The following is a 16063-nucleotide window of genomic DNA, read 5'->3' as shown; positions in this document are numbered from 1 at the left end:
ATTGCTGTCACATGTCATATATGAGTTATATTTCATTAAATATGATACACTATTTAGCCTCTTTTGGAAAGCGCTTTTATAACGAAGCATTAAAAAAAGGCGCGCATCATCCGGACGAAAAATCCCGGCCAGTGCGCCGCCTCTGTTCCATATTTATAAATATCAGGGTCCGTATGCCGCAGCGGATCCTCTGTCATTCATTTCTGCAGCTCTAACTCTGCTTGCGAAAGTTCCGCTTCAGCCGGATGGGCTTATTCCTGCTCCTTCAGGCTTTCGCGGACCTCCTCATCCAATAGCGGTTCACGCCAGACATGAGCACCGATTCCCTGCAGCTTTTCCATCAGATGGTCGTAGCCGCGGTCAATATGCTCCACGCCGGCAATTTCCGTAATGCCGTCAGCGATCAGCCCGGCAATCACAAGAGAGGCACCCGCCCGAAGATCGGTCGCCTTGACGCGTGCTCCTTCCAGCCCTGCTGGACCGCTCAGAATGGCCGACCGGCCTTCCACTTTGACACTGGCACCCATACGCCGCAATTCATCAATATGCTTGAAACGTGCTCCGTAAATTGTATCGGTAATAATGCTTGTTCCGACCGCCTGTGTCAGCAGACTGGTCAGCGGCTGCTGCAGATCGGTTGGGAATCCCGGATAGACAAGCGTCTTTACATCGGCGCTTTTCAGGCTTCCCCTGCTTTTCGAAACGAGGATCTGGTCTTCGCCGACCTGGACATCCGCTCCCATCTCAAGCAGCTTGGCCGTCAGCGATTCCACGTGCTGAGGGATAACATTGTCGATCAGAAGCTCCCGGCCTTCCGCCGCGCCGATAATCATGAACGTTCCTGCCTCAATCCTGTCAGGGATGATCATGTGGCGGCAGCCGTGGAGCGTATCGACACCGTCGACACGGATCACATCGGTACCCGCTCCCTTGATCTTTGCGCCCATGCTTGTCAGAAGCGTTGCCACATCAATAATTTCCGGTTCTTTGGCCGCATTTTCAATCACCGTCTGACCCTTAGCCCTGACCGCAGCCAGCATGATGTTGATCGTCGCCCCGACGCTGACCACGTCCAGATAGATCCGTGCGCCTCTCAGTTCCTTTGCACGCAGATAAATCGCACCGCGTTCATTCGTCACTTTGGCTCCGAGTGCTTCAAAACCCTTGATGTGCTGATCAATCGGACGCGGCCCCAGGTTGCATCCGCCCGGAAGGCCGATGACGGCTTTGTGGAAACGGCCGAGCATCGCCCCCATCAAATAGTACGAGGCACGAAGCTTCTTAACCGAACCGTTCGGAAGCGGCATGTCCACCATTTCTCTCGGATCGATGATCAGCGTATTATCATGAAAAGTAATTTTGCCGCCTATTTCGCGAAGCAGCCGGCAAAGCGTCTGGACATCCGAAATATCGGGAAGCTGGTCGATAGTTACGGGCGAGTCGGCAAGAATAGTCGCCGGGATCAGTGCGACCGCACTGTTCTTTGCTCCGCTCACCTGAACGGAGCCGCTCAGAATGTGGCCGCCTTCAATCAGTAATTTTTCCATGGTCAAAATTCTTCCTTTTCGATTCAATCGCTTTGTAAGCCATTCTCATAATCGCCGGAAAAATCGGCAGAATCTCCGCTGAAAAATGGGCAGGCCGGCTAAATCATTCTATGTACGGACATAGGTATCCTTACCATTTTTAGAAAAGTTTTTTTCAGATCCGAAGTCTACGGACCGCATTCCGCCTTTTAAAAATCTGGTGCAAACCCGTCTGCTCTCCGCCTTTCACGGATAAAGGATCCCTTGTACGATGCCGTGCATTGAGCTATCACCCACAGTATAGCACAAAAAAGAAAATCGTGCCGCCGCTCGTTGCAGGATCGCTGGATGACGCAGCCGGTACGTCGGCCTGTTTCATTTTTTTAGCGATTCGTCTGTATTTCAGGCGGCGCTTCCCTTTTTACAAGATCCGTCAGTTCCTGAAGATCGAACGGTTTTGAAAAATGAGCAATCGCACCGCCGGCTATTGCATTTCGAATGATATCCTGATCGCCGTATGCGGTCATAATCACAACTTTAACTTCCGGCTTTTCCTGCTTGATCCTTTTTAAAGTCTCGAGGCCATTCATGCCCGGAATCTTCATATCCAGCAGGACAAGTACCGGATCGTGTTCATGAACCGCCTTCAGCGCCTGCGGGCCGCTCGAAGCGAGCAGGGTTCGATATCCTTCTTTTTGAAAAATTTCATTGAGAAGAAGCCGGATGCCATACTGGTCATCCACGATCAATAGTTTCACGCCATGATCCGCTGCAGTATTTTCCATTCCTGTGCCTCTTTTCCTGTCTGAGGATGCCTGATTTCATGTCGGCTGCACAAATTCACCATTTTGGAATACTTTCTGAATATTCTAGGCGGCTTAACGAATGTCCTTCTTTTTGTCTCATTTAAAAGTGAACTTTTCTCAATAAAAAAGACGGCAGGCGGAAATGATTCATCCGCCTGCCGGATTCAATTTCTGCCGGTGAAAATCCGTTTGATGCAGAATCGTGCAGATTCAGGCAGGAAGTACAGGTTTTAACGTTCATTTTTCAGTGCCGCACCTACAAAATCGCGGAATAGAGGTTCGGGACGTGTCGGCCTTGACTTGAACTCAGGATGAAACTGGCAGGCTACGAACCACGGATGATCGCTGAGTTCGATCATTTCAACAAGCCTGTTGTCCGGGCTCAGTCCGGAAAAAACGACTCCATGCTCAGCCATCTGCTTGCGGTACTCGTTATTGAATTCGTAGCGATGGCGATGGCGCTGATAGATAATTTCCTTTCCGTAAGCCGCATAAGCCTTCGTCTCCTTGCGTATCTTGCACGGATAAAGGCCGAGGCGCAGCGTTCCGCCCATATCTTCGACATCCTTCTGTTCCGGAAGAAGATCGATAATCGGTTCCGCAGCCGTCTCGTCGAACTCCGCAGAATCGGCGCCGGACAGCCCGAGCACGTGACGGGCAAACTCAATCGATGCCAGCTGCATGCCGAGACAGACGCCCAGGAACGGCACCTTGTGTTCGCGTGCATACTGAATGGCCAGAATTTTTCCCTCGATGCCGCGCTCGCCGAAACCGCCGGGGACGATGATGCCGCGGACATCTTTCAAGACATCGACGTTGCCGGGATGAAGATCTTCTGAATTGATATATTCGACGTGCACTTCGGCGTCAAAGTTGTATCCGCCGTGTTTCAGCGCTTCGACAACCGAGATGTAGGCGTCCTGAAGTTCCACGTATTTCCCGACAAGCCCGATTTTAACCTGCTTCTTTGGATGAAGAACCTTGTCCACAAGATCATGCCACTGGCTCATATCGGCTGTTCCGGCCGGAAGCTGCAGTTTTTCACAGACAATATCGTCAAGGTGCTGATCCTGAAGCTGCAGCGGGACCTGATACAGTGTCTCCGCATCGCGTGCCTCGATCACTGCTTTTTTATCGATGTCGCAGAACAAAGCGATCTTATCTTTCATTTCCTGCGAGATCGGCAGTTCTGTACGGACAACAATGACATTCGGCTGGATGCCCAGGCTGCGCAATTCCTTGACACTGTGCTGCGTCGGTTTCGTCTTCATCTCGCCGGCCGCCCGCAGATAAGGAATCAGTGTGCAATGGAGATAAAGCACATTCTCCAGGCCGACGTTGCTCTTGATCTGGCGAATCGCTTCAAGAAACGGCAGGCTTTCAATATCGCCGACGGTGCCGCCGATTTCCGTAATGACAACATCAGCGCCCGTCGTTGTCCCGGCACGAAAAACACGGTCCTTAATTTCGTTCGTAATATGGGGGATTACTTGTACCGTTCTTCCTAAATAATCGCCCCGTCGTTCCTTCTTCAGCACGGTCGAATAGATTTTGCCCGTCGTGACGTTGCTGTTCTTGTTCAGATTAATGTCGATAAACCGTTCATAATGTCCGAGATCGAGATCGGTTTCCGCTCCGTCATCGGTGACGAAAACTTCGCCATGCTGATACGGGCTCATCGTCCCCGGATCCACATTAATGTACGGATCGAATTTCTGGATCGTGACCTTCAGTCCGCGATTTTTCAGCAGCCGTCCAAGGGAAGCAGCAGTGATCCCCTTCCCGAGAGACGACACAACGCCCCCTGTTACAAAGATATACTTTGTCATCCTCTTCGTTTCCCCCTTCTCACAGCATCACGGTTGTGCATCGCAGCATCCGGCTGAACTGCTTTCTTTTTTATAAATTTATAAAAAAACAAAAGCGAAACCACTCCCCTGGGAGGGCCCGCTTTTGCCTTATTAAACCGGTTCTATAATAGCCCTTTGCAATTCTAACAGACTTGCCGATGTGAATCAAGAGTCCTTGTCCGTAAAAACGCAGTCATTCCTGCTCCCGGACTGTCAGCAAAACAGCAGACACCCCGCCGAAATCATTCTTCTTCGTCGTCGATGCTGACATTTCTTTTAATGCGCTGGACATCGTCATCGTCGTCATGATCATCATAGTCGTCGTCATCCGAATTATTGTCAGCCAGATCCTGATCGTCGTCATCGTCCGAATCATCGTCAGCATCGTCCTCGTCGTACGACTCGTCATAATCATCGAATCCGTCTTCGGCAAGCTTGCTTTTTCTTTTATGCGCTTCGGCCTGCCCGAGCGATTTGGCAGCGTCGTCTTCGCGCTGATCGAGCGGATACCAGTTGCGCAGAGCCCAGAGATTATTACCGAGACTCAGGAACCGTCCGTCAAGCGACAGCGTCGTGTACAGACGGGCAAGCGTTTCACCGTCGTCCGCCTCAATTTCGCCTTTTTCAAAGACCTGATCCGTCATTTCATAAAACGACTTCGGTTCCTTGCTTTTCGCCAATATATCGTACAATTGATCCACTTTTGATTGCTCGACTGCGTGTTCTGCCAATGGAAACATCCTTTCCTTTCATCGATGCCCCCCCTTTAATGAGGGCAATGCTCCCGCCGGAACCATCTGTTCCGGCACGTTCAACTCCTCACGGGACAGCCGGCTGACAGAATTTTATCGATAACCGGAAGTCCCGGCAGCCGATCGGCCTTTAACGAGGATGAGCAAGATCGCTACAAGGTTATACAGTTTATACAATAATCTGTTTCTATGTTAAAATCAAGTCCGGGTCCCATGAATCTTTTCGGACAGATCCGCATGTGCAGTTCTCCGTTTCTGCATCAGCCTGAATCGGCCTTTCGCATTCTCTCTGTCGATACACGGCTGAAATTGGGATATATTAAGAGCAAGACGCTTTACCGTTCCGGATCCGGAAACAGAGAACCGGTGAAAATCAGATTGGAGGAACAAACTATCGATGACTGCCCTGCTCGCTGCCGTTTTGATTATTTTGCTGCTGGCCGTTCTTTTGACTGCCGGCATCCTGCTCGATATTTACACAGGCATTAAGGTGAAGCGTCCGACGCTTCCGAAAGGCCCGTTTAGAACCGGGATGAACCGCCTCCGTTATTTTACAAACGGGCGGGATCTCTTCAATGATATGCAGGAATCGATTGAAAACGCCCGCAGCCACGTTCATTTATCCTTTTTTATTTTTAAAACCGACGATGTCGGAAACAGATGGCTTGATCTTCTGAAGAAGAAAGCCGGAGAAGGTATCGAAGTCCGTCTCATGGTCGATTATCTCAATAGCGGCGACATCCGCAAGAAAAGAGCCGAACTGACCCGGGCCGGTGTGCAGATTGCTTTTTCCGGAAGGCCGGGATTTCCGTTCACTTTTTATTACCTGAACCGGCGCAATCATCGAAAAATTGCCGTGATCGACGGGCATACTGCTTTTTTCGGCGGTTTCAACGTCAGCCGGGAATACATCGGCAATAAGGCGGAGACGGGGTCCTGGCATGACAATCATCTGAGAGTGGAGGGCGAAAGCGTTGCCGACCTTCAGCGCCTGTTTCTCGAAGACTGGCGGCTGTCTGCCGGCCGGCCGGCGGACAGCTCCGCTTTTTTCCCGGCGCCGACCAAAGGGCCGTCACAGCTTGCCTTAATTGCAACAAGCGGCAAACAAATCGAGGATATTTTTGCCGAAAGATTCATGGCCGCCCGCTCCTCAATCATGATCGGCTCGCCTTATTTCATCCCAAGTCCCGGACTGATGAACGTGCTGCTCGGCTGTCTGAACCGCGGCGTCGAGCTGACGATTCTGCTGCCGATGAAAAAAGATCATCCGTTCGTCAAGCCGGCTTCTTATCTCTATCTCCGTCCGCTTGTCGAGAAAGGTGCGCGCGTGTACCACTTCTATCAGGGCTTTTATCATTCCAAGGTTTTTGTCGTCGATCGGCGTCTCTGCTACACCGGCACCGCCAATTTTGACCGGCGCAGTTTTTTCTGGAACGACGAACTCTCGGGTTTTACCGAGGATCCCGCGCTTATTCGCAGCGTTCTCGATCAGTTTGACAAGGAGATCCGCGAGGAGTCGGTTGCCGTCACGTTGAAAGCGATCCGGGAACGATCTCCTCTTGAAAAACTGAAATCGGCCGGTTCCGGCTGGCTCAGCCCCTTTTTATGATCCTTGCAAAGGGGCCTGTGCCTGTCTGACGGCCGGGAAAACGAAAAGCGAAAACCGTTGTCTTGATTTTAAAAATAAACACGGCCTCCGATCGGGGGCCGTGCTGCTGTTTTCTGTTTACATTTTTTCCGGAGCGGAAACGCCGATCAGATCCAGGCCGTTTTTCAATGTAATGCGGACGGCTTTCATCAGAGCAACACGGGCTTTACTGAGCGGGACATTGTCTTCGTCCAGAACTTTTTCCGCATTATAGAAACTGTGCAGGCTGGACGCCAATTCAAACAAATAGGACGGAATGTGCTGAATGGCCAGTTTTGCGGCACTTTCCGCGACTACGGCAGGAAATTCACCCAGCTTTTTGAGCAAATCAATTTCTTTCTCACCGGAAAGCAGCTCCAGATCAAGATCCGCGGAATCGGCCGGTTCGAATGCTTCGGCTTTCTTCAGCATGCTGCCGATCCGGGCATAGGCATATTGAATGTAGTAAACCGGATTTTCATTCGAGTGGGAAATGGCCAGATCCAGATCAAAGTCGAGATGGCTGTCCGAACTGCGCATCGTGAAGAAATAACGCGCCGCATCGACACCGACGTCCTCCATCAGTTCGCGCATGCTGACCGCTTTGCCGGTCCGCTTGCTCATTTTCACTTTTTCCCCGTTTTTGAACAGATTGACAAGCTGAATAATCTGGAAAGTCAAATGGCCGGGTTCGTAGCCGAGTGCCTGCACCGCTGCTTTCATCCGCGGCACATAGCCGTGGTGATCGGCGCCGAACACATCGATCAGCCGGTCAAAGCCGCGGTCAAACTTATCTTTATGGTAGGCAATGTCCGGCATAAAATAGGTGTACGAGCCGTCCGATTTAACGAGGACCCTGTCCTTATCGTCGCCGTATTTAGTGGTTTTCAGCCAGACGGCACCGTCTTTTTCATACGTTTCGCTTTTGCTTTTCAGAAGTTCGAGTGCATTCTCCACTTTTCCCGTTTCATAAAGCGAACGCTCCGAATACCAGCAATCGAACGTGACCCGGAAGTCGGCCAAATCTTTCTTAATGCCGCGCATGAGATGCCCGACGCCGAATTGGCGAAAGAACCGGATCCGTTCCTCATCCGGTTTTTCGGAGAGCGTATTCCCGTACTCCGCCACAAGCTGTTTCGCCAGTCCGATGATGTCCTTGCCGTGATAGCCGTTCTCCGGGATCTCCGCATCCTTGCCGAGTTCCTGAAGATAGCGCGCTTCAAGCGACACAGCCAGGTTGGTGATCTGGTTGCCGCCGTCGTTAATATAATATTCAGCACTCGTCTCGTAACCGGCCTTCCTCAGCAGCTTGCAGAGCGTGTCGCCGACTGCCGCCCCGCGCGCGTGGCCAAGGTGAAGATTTCCGGTCGGATTGGCCGAGACAAATTCGATCATCACTTTCTTACCGGCTCCGCTTGTCGTCGCGCCGTATCTGTCGCCCGCTTCGATGATTGTCGGAATCAGATCCGTCAGATAACGATTATCCAGGAAAAAATTGACAAATCCCGGCCCGGCGATTTCAATTTTGCGGATATGCCCCTTTTCTTTATCAAAATGTTCAACCAGTTCTTCCGCGATTTTGCGCGGCGGCTTCTTCGCAATCCGCGCCAGCTGCATCGCCATATTGGACGCAAAATCACCATGCGCTTTATCCTTCGGTGCTTCGAGAACGACAGCCGGAATCTGATCCGGCTGAGCCAGTTCCGCTTTCACCACAGCCTGTTTTATTTCTTCTTTTAATTGCTGCTTGACTTGCTCGACAATCGTCATGTTATAACCTCCAAAATTGCGTTCAGACTCCATCATCAGTGCTTTGCTTCATCCCTCTGAACCGGAAATCGAGCCGGAATCGGCCGCTATACTGTCCCTCCAGCATCATTTCGTAAATAAGGCCGGCCGTTCCGGAACGGGTTTCCCGATCCCAGGATGATTCTATCTTCAATGCCGTTGCTTCCGTTTTCAGCTTTCCAAAGGGGGTTTCGTACGTCCCTTCCGCCGGTGTTCCGACGAACAGGGGCTGCCTGAGCGGAACGGCGCCCTTGCGCCGAATCAGCGCCTCCCGGCCGTCTCCGCTTATTTTAATTGTATAATCGGCCGGTCCGGCTTCCGGAACCGCCGCACTGAAAATCAGGTACAGACTCCCCGCACCTTCGGCAATGCGTCCCCGCAGCACGGATTTTGTCATTTGATCGGCATCAGGCTGCTGCCTGTTCATCGTCCGGCTCGTAAAGACAATCTCGGCCTCATGAGTCTTCATCCGCTCACCTCCGCTCAGACTGCAAGTCCGTCTATCAGACAATCGCACCTGTATTCATACTTACTTTACTATAAAATAATGCTTCCGCTCGGGCAAGACTCAGTCCGCTTTTTTTTTACAAGGTGCGACCTGTTTCTGCCAAATCTGCGTCCATCCGGCAGCGGCTTTTATCCAGACATTTCGCGGCCGGTTCCGTCTCTCAAGCATTGCCGGAAAAATGAAAGTTTAAGCCGGAACGGGTGTTTAGAAAAACTCTCCTTAAACCATAATGTAGAAAAAGCAAAGGAAAAACACAAGGACAATCAGCACTGAACAGCGGACTGAAGGAGGTTCCAAGATGCGTTTCATCCGGCGGCTGCGGGAAACAAATAAAGACTATCTGAAGTGGGCGGCCCGTCTCGGCGCGCTGCTGGCGGCCGTGATCCTCGCATCTTTCGGCATCCTTCTCGCGGCAGCGAAACTGGCCGGACCGATGGATATTCCGGCAGCAAAGCCTGCCGTTTTTTATGATGACCGGCAGCAGCCGATCGGGAAATGGCAGGGAAAAAGCAGCCAATGGATCTCCATTGACACGATGTCTTCTCCCATTAAAATGGCGACGCTGGCCGTCGAAGACCGTCGTTTCTTTCAGCATCACGGATTTGATTTCCGGCGGATCGCCGGATCGGCCATGGTCGATCTGCGCAGTTTTTCAAACGCCGAAGGGGCAAGCACCATCACCATGCAGTATGCTAAAAATCTCTTTCTGACGAATAACAGGACATGGCAGCGCAAAGCGGAAGAAATGTTTTATACACTGCGTCTCGAGATGAATGAATCGAAGAAAGATATTCTGGAAGGCTATCTGAACACGATCTATTACGGCGAAGGTGCGTATGGCATTGAAGCAGCGGCAAAAACCTATTTTAACAAAAATGCAAGCGACCTGACGCTTGCGGAGGCCAGCATGCTGGCCGGTATTCCGAATGCTCCGAGCCTTTATTCCCCTTTTCTTCATTATAATCAAGCAAAGATGCGGCAGAAGACCGTTCTTGAATCGATGGTTGAAAGCGGATTTCTGACAAAAAAACAGGCAGAGGCCGTCTATTCCGCTCCGGTCCGCCTCGTCCGGGGCCGGGAAAAAACAGCGGAGGAAGCGCCCTATTTTCAGGATGCGGTCCGGCAGGAGCTGACCCGGCTGCATTTCAGTCAGAAAGAACTGGCTTCAGGCGGGCTTAAGGTGTACACAACGCTCAACCCCAATGCTCAGCAGGCCGCCGAGTACTGGGTACGAAAAACACTCCCGGCAAATTCCGGCCTGGAGACCGCTCTTATTGCCCTTGATCCGAAAACAGGCGGTGTCGCGGCAATGATCGGCGGACGCGACTATCAAAAAAGCCCGTATAACCGGGCCATTTCAGCGGAACGCGCACCCGGTTCAACCTTTAAACCCTTTCTTTATTATGCGGCGCTGCAAAACGGCTTTACTCCGGCTACTCTGTTAAAAAGCATGCCGACGGTTTTTACGTTCGATAACGGCAAAGCGACTTACGCACCCAATAATTTCGGGGGCTACTATGCAAACGGCCCGATTACGATGGCCCAGGCTCTCGCGCTTTCCGACAATATCTTTGCCGTGAAGACCCATCTGGCGATCGGCATGGGGGAAATGATTCAAGCAGCCAGGCTTGCCGGGATCACCAGCCCGCTTGAGGCCGTTCCGTCTCTTGCGCTCGGATCCGAACCGGTCAGTGTGCTGGAGATGGCCAGGGGATACGCCACTTTTGCCAACGAAGGTGCAAGAATCAATCCCCAGTTCATCACAAAGGTAACCGACGGTCAGGGCCGCGTGCTCTATGAATGGCACCCCGAAAAAAAACAGGTTCTGAACAAACAGGCTTCGTTTGTTCTCTCACAGATGATGACCGGAATCTTCGACAGCCGGCTGAATGGCTATACAAAAGTGACTGGCGGAACGGTCGCAAACATGCTGACCCACACCCTGGCGGCTAAAACCGGCTCGACGCCGACCGACAGCTGGATGACCGGATTTTCGCCCGATCTCGTCTCCACCGTCTGGGTCGGCTACGATAAGGGGGAAACCATCAACACCTATCCCGACGGCAGCTATGCTAAAGAAATCTGGTCTCATTTCATGGAATCCGCACTGGACGGCACCCCAAAGAACCTTTTCACGCCGCCTGAAGGAGTGATCCGTGTCAGCATCGATCCAAAATCCGGGCTGCTTGCCTCTGCGCAATGCCCTGGCCGGCCGACTTATTTTGTCAAAGGGACCGAACCGATTCTGCATTGCAGCGCCTCGCAAGGCCATCCGGACACGAAAGCAAAGCAGCCTCTCCGGGAAAGGAGCTTCCTGTACCGGCTGTTCCACTGGTGGTAAAGAACAATGCCGGCAAGAACGATCTTCAGGGCTTCAGCCCGCAGGATCCGAATAAAGTACGGAACGGATACGAAGGCGAAACGTCCGGCCTCCGAGTGAACTTTTCCGCATCCGGAGTCTTTTGAAATTTTTTAAAAGAGTGGCCCTCACCGGATTCCATGAAGCTGCACTCCGACTATTTGATCCGGTTGATCGTCTGCCTTTCGCCGCGATGGACGGACACCCCGATCATTTAAAGCCGGCTGTCTGCATTTCCTGGCACAGCCGCTGCACTTTGCATACAGGAGACATGCAGCCGGGACCTTATTCCCGCGGCCTCGGCTCAGCTCCCCTTTTACAGGTCACTCTTTTCCAGCTTTTCCTTCAATTCGGCGTTCGCCCGCTGCCACTGACCCGGATCGGCCTTTTCTAAAAAATCGCGCAGCACTCTTTTCGACGGGGCGTCCATCTCGTCAATCGCGACTTTGCCCTTCAGTGCTTTATCCATTTTATTGACATGATCGGCAAGCATTTTATAACCGCGCCGGATCTGCCGGTTGATGATCATTTCGGCGGCTCCCGCCCCCGAGAAATGCGGACCCTCTTTTGTAATTTCCGTATTCACCCAAACGAGCCAGTACTTCTTCCCGCCGCCCTGGAGATCAGCCTTATCTTTAGAAAAACGGATACGCCTTTCGACGTCGCTGCGGGCGTGAAGCGCGCCGATATCCACGGCAGCCGTTCCCGCCTCGACATCGATAATGACCGGAGACAGATTATCGAGGTTAACCAGGCCCGCACCGAAACCGCCATGGCCCTTTGTCGCGTCGCCTTTTATAATGTTAAATCCTGATTTTTTCCCGTCCTGATGAAAAATATCCAAATCATTCATCCCTTCGCAGACTCGCTTCATTTGATAGAGCTATTTTATCACATGGATCCGCTTTCCGCTTCTAAAACGGCCGGGGGCGGCTGTGAGTCGATCTGTTCTGAGCCGGCAGCCGGCCGGACTTTTTTTTCATGTCTCTTCAGATTCCTGCAACCATTGCCAAATTGGGAGACAACCCTTATTCTGATAATAGTATTCTTTTAATCTGGGGGATTTACTGACATGATTCTGGTCCGATGCATTAAAAATGTGTACGGGGAAACGGACGATATTGCGCTGGGCTTACTGGAAGGCCGGCTGCTTTTCAAGGTCAACAATTTTTATATGGCCGATCAGGATGAGGATGGCCACCTTGTGACACAGGACGAGGAAGGCGAACCGCACATCATCGCGGACAGCCGTGAAGTGCTGAACAGCGATTCATGGTTTCGCGAACATTTCATTCTTATCTGACCCGGGCAATCGGCGTCAGACGACTGACTATTTATTCTAAGATCAGAGGTGCAAAATAATGAGCAGCATTCAATATGAAATCGTCAAACGCGTCGGCACCCTTTCCGAATCGCCGAAAGGGTGGCAGAAACAGCTGAACATCATCAGCTGGAACGGACGGGCGCCGAAATACGATTTGAGAGACTGGGCACCGGATGGTGAAAAAATGGGCAAGGGCCTCACTCTGTCTCTCGACGACCTCAAGGCGCTTAAAAAATTGCTGAATCATATGGAAGAACTGCAGGAACCATAAAGCACGAGGCAAAGCCGTAGCAACGGCCGATCCGGAGTCCTGAAAAAGAGCCGCATTCCCCGCAAATGACGGAAAAGAGCGTCTGAAAGCCGAACAGCGGCTTTCGGACGCTCCTGTTGATTCTGCAGACTTGATTCATCGCCGTTTAAGCATGCAACTTTATTCTTTAATAAATAAAACGGCTTTTTCTCTTCAGACTTTTATAAATTTAGGCGAAATGGCATTCCCAATCATTTCCCCGTAATTAAAGGTTACCGGCTTGCGGTCAAACTCAAGCGGCAACCGGGGAAACAACAATTCGGCAACCCGGTAGGCCTCCTCCAGATGCGGATAGCCTGACAAAATAAAGCGCTCGAAACCCGCCTGGCGATATTCAAGAAGCCGTTTTGCAACGTTTTCAGGATCACCGACCAGGGCCGTTCCTGCGCCGCCTCTGACCAGTCCGACACCCGCCCACAGGTTCGGGCTGATCTCCAATCTTTCTCTGCTCTTATTCCCGGCAGAATGAAGACGGCTCATCCGCCGCTGGCCGATCGAATCATATCTTGAAAGCACCTGATCGGCTTCCCGGATTGCCTTATCGTCAACATAGCCGATGAGCCGGTCCGCTGCCTCCCAGGCCTCTTTTTCCGTTTCACGGACGATCACATGGATCCTGAGGCCGAATATAACTTTTCTTCCCCGCTCTTCTGCCAGTTTTTTTACTTTGGCAATTTTCTGCGCCGCCTGTTCCGGAGGTTCTCCCCATGTTAAATAAACATCGGCGTGTTTTGCCGCCACTCTAATCCCGGCTTCAGAAGATCCGCCAAAAAAGATCGGCGGATGCGGTCTCTGAACCGGCGGAAAAAGAAGACTGCCGTTTTCTACCTTTACGTGTTTTCCCCGGAAGGAAACCTTTTCTCCGCTTAATAAACGTTTCCATACTTCTAAAAATTCATCCGTTGCTTCATAACGCTGATCATGATCCAGGAACAGTCCGTCGCCCGCCAGCTCTACAGGGTCCCCGCCGGCCACAACGTTAATCAGCGCCCGGCCCTCAGAGATGCGGTCCAATGTCGCCGCCATTCTGGCTGCAAGAGTCGGCGACATTAACCCCGGCCTGACGGCAACAAGGAAGCGCAGATGATCGGTTACCGATGCTAGCGACGCGGCAAGCAGCCACGGATCCTCGCAGGATTTTCCCGTCGGAAGCAGCACTCCTTTATAGCCCAGCTGATCCGCCGCCTGAGCAATTTGTTTAAAATAACCGTATGAACCGGCCCTTCCTCCTCTTGTCGTCCCTAAGTACCTGCCGTCTCCATGTGACGGAATAAACCAGAAAATTTCCATATTATGCTCCCCCGAATCACATTTTATTTAGGAACTGGCCTTGTACGAATTTTAAATGCCGCCTTTATAAGTATCCTGCCATTTTAAGAAATGCCGCTCCATAAGTTTCACAAGCGAATCGGTCAGTTTGCCGACAATCGCGAAAATGATGATGCCGACAAAAACGACATCCGTATTGCTGAACTGCCTGGCATCCATAATCATATAGCCTATTCCTGCCGTCGAGCCCATCAGCTCGGCCACGACAAGAGATAACCAGGCCGCTCCCATTGATAAACGGATGCCGAGCAGTATATTGGGCAGCGCGGCCGGAATAATAAGCAGCTTCAATTTTTTCCATCTGCTGAATTCAAGAACACGTGCTACATCAAAGAACTTTGCATCCACCCGGCGGATACCCAGAAATGTATTGACATAAATCGGGAAGAAAGCGCCCATGGCAATCAGCAGAACTTTCGATGTATCCCCCAGACCGAACCACAATATGAATAGAGGCGCCACAGCCAGATGCGGGATGGTCCGCACCATTTGCAGGCTCGGATCAAGAACGTTTTCCGATTTTACGGACAGCCCCACAATCAGACCAAAAATCAGACCCAGCCCTCCCCCGATTGCAAACCCTCCCGCAGCCCGGGCAATACTGATCCCAAGATCCGGGAACAGAACCCCGTCAACCGTCAAATTCTCGGCCGCCGACAGGATCTCGGCGGGGGTCGGCAGAACCGCTTTTGTGAAAAATCCTAAAGAACCGATTAATTGCCAAATCAGCAGGATAAGAAAAGGGACAATGAGCCCGGACAGGAACTTACTGACCTGACTTTTTGAAAACGGCCGAATGATTAACCCTGAAACCTGAAATTTCGGCAGGGTGGGAAACGCATGTACGATTTCCTTCTTGCTCATGGAGCATTCACCTGCTTCTGTCATTTTTTCAATGCTTTTTCGATGTACTGGTTGTCTACTACTTTGCCGGTATCGATTTTGTTATTTATAATCTTTAATGATAATTGGAAATCGGCCGTCTTCTGCTGAGCATGAATGATCTTTTCCGAAATCGGCACGTTAATTGACGGATTACTTTTTAATGCACTGACGACCACCCTTTTATCCAGGTTCTTAGCTTTCGCATAGATAGCAACCGCCTCATTAAAATGCTTATTTTGCCATAATCGCGCTTGTTCATAAACCTTTAAAAAAGTCACGGTCAGATCCGGATGATCTTTGGCAAATTGCGAGCGTACAAGAAGAAAACTTGGCGACAGGCTGTTCAGATCCGACTCGGTACTGAGCACTCCGGCCTGATGCTCTATGGTTTCATAAGAAACAAACGGTTCCCATACCGCCCAGGCATCGACCTTTTTTGAATTGAAAGCAGCCTGCGCCTCATCCGGCTGAAGCTGGATAATTTGTACATCGGAATCTTTTAATCCGGCATGCTGCAATGCTTCATACAAGAGGTTGAATCCGCTCGATCCTTTGGCAACAGCAATTTTTTTGCCTTTTAAATCTCTTATTGTTTTAATAGCGCTTCCTTTGGAAACCAGTATGGCATCCGCTTTACCTCCGATACGTGTGTTTGAAATCTCCGTGAATCCAATACCTGCTGCCTGAGCCGAAATCACCGGAGAGTTGCCCACACTTGAAAAATCAAGATGATTGGCGGAAAGCGCTTCGATCTGAGGCGGACCGCTTTGAAATTCCGTCCATTGCACCTTGGCATGCTCTTTGGCAAATGCTTGTTCGAACCATCCTTTCTCCCTCGCCAGAAGCAGGGGATCGACGTTCTGCTGAATGCCGATATTTACAATCGTCTCAGTGCCGTTCGCCTTCCCGTTTGCCTGGTTCGCGGCACATCCGGACAGTGCGGTCATCAGTAAAAGAAATCCGACGATGAAAAGTAAAACGGATTGTTTTTTCATCATG

14 protein-coding genes are annotated in these 16063 nt (G+C 51.2%); 4 read left to right on the top strand and 10 right to left on the bottom strand.

Annotation, left to right across the window (positions count from 1 at the left end):
- Positions 1 to 251: 251 nt before the first annotated feature.
- From Q6A92_RS11530 to rpoE, 4 genes are all read right to left on the bottom strand, one after another.
- Complete coding sequence (locus tag Q6A92_RS11530) at positions 252 to 1547, bottom strand: UDP-N-acetylglucosamine 1-carboxyvinyltransferase (protein ID WP_332238245.1); 1296 nt, start codon at positions 1545 to 1547, stop codon at positions 252 to 254.
- 362 nt (positions 1548 to 1909) lie between these two features.
- Positions 1910 to 2311, bottom strand: a complete 402-nt coding sequence (locus Q6A92_RS11525) for a response regulator (RefSeq protein ID WP_274398865.1) — start codon at positions 2309 to 2311, stop codon at positions 1910 to 1912.
- A gap of 251 nt (positions 2312 to 2562) precedes the next feature.
- Positions 2563 to 4161, bottom strand: a complete 1599-nt coding sequence (locus tag Q6A92_RS11520; protein WP_274398866.1) for a CTP synthase — start codon at positions 4159 to 4161, stop codon at positions 2563 to 2565.
- 263 nt (positions 4162 to 4424) lie between these two features.
- A complete protein-coding gene (gene rpoE / locus Q6A92_RS11515) occupies positions 4425 to 4922 on the bottom strand; it encodes a DNA-directed RNA polymerase subunit delta (protein ID WP_332238244.1) in 498 nt (165 codons plus the stop codon).
- Between the two features lie 409 nt (positions 4923 to 5331).
- On the opposite strand from rpoE, the gene Q6A92_RS11510 reads away from it, so the two are divergent.
- A complete protein-coding gene (locus Q6A92_RS11510) occupies positions 5332 to 6543 on the top strand; it encodes a phospholipase D-like domain-containing protein (RefSeq protein WP_274398869.1) in 1212 nt (403 codons plus the stop codon).
- Between the two features lie 117 nt (positions 6544 to 6660).
- Here Q6A92_RS11510 and argS read toward each other — a convergent pair whose 3' ends face one another.
- The gene (argS, locus tag Q6A92_RS11505; RefSeq protein ID WP_274398870.1) at positions 6661 to 8331 is read right to left on the bottom strand and encodes an arginine--tRNA ligase; all 1671 of its coding nucleotides are present in this window, start codon (positions 8329 to 8331) and stop codon (positions 6661 to 6663) included.
- Positions 8332 to 8353: 22 nt separating this feature from the next.
- Entirely contained in the window at positions 8354 to 8818 is a 465-nt protein-coding gene (locus Q6A92_RS11500) for a DUF1934 domain-containing protein (protein WP_274398871.1), read from the bottom strand.
- A 337-nt stretch (positions 8819 to 9155) separates the two neighbouring features.
- Between Q6A92_RS11500 and Q6A92_RS11495 the strand changes: the two genes are divergently transcribed.
- Positions 9156 to 11198, top strand: coding sequence for a transglycosylase domain-containing protein (locus tag Q6A92_RS11495; protein ID WP_332238243.1), 2043 nt, complete (start codon positions 9156 to 9158; stop codon positions 11196 to 11198).
- 334 nt (positions 11199 to 11532) lie between these two features.
- Here Q6A92_RS11495 and Q6A92_RS11490 read toward each other — a convergent pair whose 3' ends face one another.
- Positions 11533 to 12069: a YwhD family protein gene (locus Q6A92_RS11490; RefSeq protein ID WP_332238242.1), complete on the bottom strand. Its 537-nt coding sequence runs from the start codon at positions 12067 to 12069 to the stop codon at positions 11533 to 11535.
- 219 nt (positions 12070 to 12288) lie between these two features.
- Here Q6A92_RS11490 and Q6A92_RS11485 point away from each other — a divergent pair, with 219 nt between their 5' ends.
- Entirely contained in the window at positions 12289 to 12519 is a 231-nt protein-coding gene (locus Q6A92_RS11485; protein WP_274398875.1) for a hypothetical protein, read from the top strand.
- Positions 12520 to 12577: 58 nt separating this feature from the next.
- Positions 12578 to 12811 (top strand): YdbC family protein, encoded by a 234-nt coding sequence (locus tag Q6A92_RS11480; RefSeq protein WP_274398877.1) that lies wholly within the window; start codon positions 12578 to 12580, stop codon positions 12809 to 12811.
- Between the two features lie 192 nt (positions 12812 to 13003).
- On the opposite strand, the gene ssuD is transcribed toward Q6A92_RS11480, so the two are convergent.
- From ssuD to Q6A92_RS11465, 3 genes are read right to left on the bottom strand one after another with little or no spacing between them, the layout of a single operon-like run.
- Positions 13004 to 14140: an FMNH2-dependent alkanesulfonate monooxygenase gene (ssuD, locus tag Q6A92_RS11475; RefSeq protein WP_274398880.1), complete on the bottom strand. Its 1137-nt coding sequence runs from the start codon at positions 14138 to 14140 to the stop codon at positions 13004 to 13006.
- A gap of 51 nt (positions 14141 to 14191) precedes the next feature.
- Positions 14192 to 15043: an ABC transporter permease gene (locus Q6A92_RS11470; protein WP_332238241.1), complete on the bottom strand. Its 852-nt coding sequence runs from the start codon at positions 15041 to 15043 to the stop codon at positions 14192 to 14194.
- Positions 15044 to 15063: 20 nt separating this feature from the next.
- Positions 15064 to 16059, bottom strand: a complete 996-nt coding sequence (locus tag Q6A92_RS11465) for an aliphatic sulfonate ABC transporter substrate-binding protein (protein WP_332238264.1) — start codon at positions 16057 to 16059, stop codon at positions 15064 to 15066.
- Positions 16060 to 16063 lie beyond the last annotated feature (4 nt).

Source organism: Sporolactobacillus sp. KGMB 08714, from assembly GCF_036598985.1.
Lineage (GTDB): Bacteria > Bacillota > Bacilli > Bacillales > Sporolactobacillaceae > Sporolactobacillus.
Note: the sequence above shows the minus strand (reverse complement) of the source record. Positions and strands in the feature narration are given on the sequence as shown.